Origin of the sequence: Spirulina sp. CCY15215 (assembly GCF_016888125.1) — a bacterium.
Lineage (GTDB): Bacteria > Cyanobacteriota > Cyanobacteriia > Cyanobacteriales > Spirulinaceae > CCY15215.
This window is the reverse complement of the sequence record NZ_JACSWA010000076.1, coordinates 1-1,445: the sequence shown is the minus strand read 5'-3', so window position 1 is coordinate 1,445 and position 1,445 is coordinate 1. Positions and strand designations below refer to the sequence as shown.

General features: G+C 33.8%; 2 protein-coding genes. Both read left to right on the top strand.

The window, feature by feature from the left end; translation table 11 throughout:
• A partial coding sequence (locus JUI58_RS00330; protein WP_204101767.1) for a polymorphic toxin type 33 domain-containing protein occupies nt 1–701 on the top strand: 701 nt, incomplete at its 5' end.
• A gap of 3 nt (nt 702–704) precedes the next feature.
• Nucleotides 705–1,151, top strand: coding sequence for a DUF4279 domain-containing protein (locus JUI58_RS00325; protein ID WP_204101766.1), 447 nt, complete (start codon nt 705–707; stop codon nt 1,149–1,151).
• Nucleotides 1,152–1,445: the final 294 nt, after the last annotated feature.

Here is a 1,445-nt window from a genome sequence, read left to right as displayed (position 1 = left end):
ATGGAAATGTTACTGATGTTTACACTTATGATGCTTATGGAAATTTAACGAATTCTGTTGGCAATAGCGAGAATGATTATTTGTTTGCTGGGGAGCAATTCGATGGGACTTTGGAACAGTATTATTTGCGTCAGCGCTATTACGATCCAAGTACAGGACGCTTTACAAGACGCGATACTTATGAGGGCGATCATTTTGAACCAATTACTTTGCATAAGTATTTGTATGCTAATGCTAATCCTATAAATGGTATTGACCCAAGTGGGTTGTTTACTTTAACTGAAGTTAATTCCGTTTTTGCTCAAATAGGACAGCTTGCATCTCAATCCTATGCTACTTTTACTCCACTACTATCAACATTAAGCACTCGATTAGCACTAGCTTTATTTTTAGCTAAGTATGGAATTTTTATTGCGGCAATCAATTCTGAAGATGGGGCTGAAGAGAATGACGATATAGATGATGAGAATATAGATGATGATTATATGGATCGGGATACAAAAGAAGACGCTGAGCTTAGTAAAAAAGACATCAAGAAACTAAAAAAAGCTGGATATGATATTCATGAACTGAAAGGTAAAGAAAATGCTTCTAAAAGAGATCTTTACAAAGATCAAAAGGGCAATGTTTATGTCAAACCAAAAGGAATGAGAAACGCTATTGGTGAACCTACAGGAATCAATCTTAAAAAACTTAAATAAATTTTGACCTATAATAAAATTAGAGTACATGGAGTTCAAACAATGAAGAATGAGTTTTTTTGTGCCTTTACAGTTCTCAACTTTGATTGCGATCCTGACGAAATTACTGCTTTCGTTGGAGTAACACCATCAAAGGTTTGGAAAAAAGGTGATTTGATATACCCAAATGCAAGTATTTGTCATAAACAAAATGGTTGGACTATTAAATCTGAACTTGACAATTCAATCGAACTCTCAAAACACATTGAAAGTGTTTTCAATAAAATTGAAAACAATTGGAAATCTTTTGTTAAAATATGTTGTAAATATTATTCTGAACTAGAATGTACAATATACATCTACGATGAGGATAATCGACCAACGATTTCTTTTGAAAAAAAACTGGTTAAAAAACTTGCTCAATTGAATGCAGAAATTGATGTTGATCTTTATATTTTATCAGAAGATTAAGTAGACATAGGGTGCGTTGGCGAAAGCAAAACGCACCACATTAATATTTTATAATTGTTTCTTATGCTTATGATGATAATATTCGGGTTTCTCAGACGGTTGGAACTGAAACGACGAGTTATTTGTTAGATAAGAATCGTCCTTATGCTCAAGTTTTGGCTGAGTATGTTGATGGTGATGAAGTTGTCAGTTATCTCTATGGTTTGGATTTGATTTCTCAGGAGCGAAATGATGTAGATTCTTATTATTTAGTGGACGGTTTGGGAAGTACGCGGGGATTGACGGATGAGAATG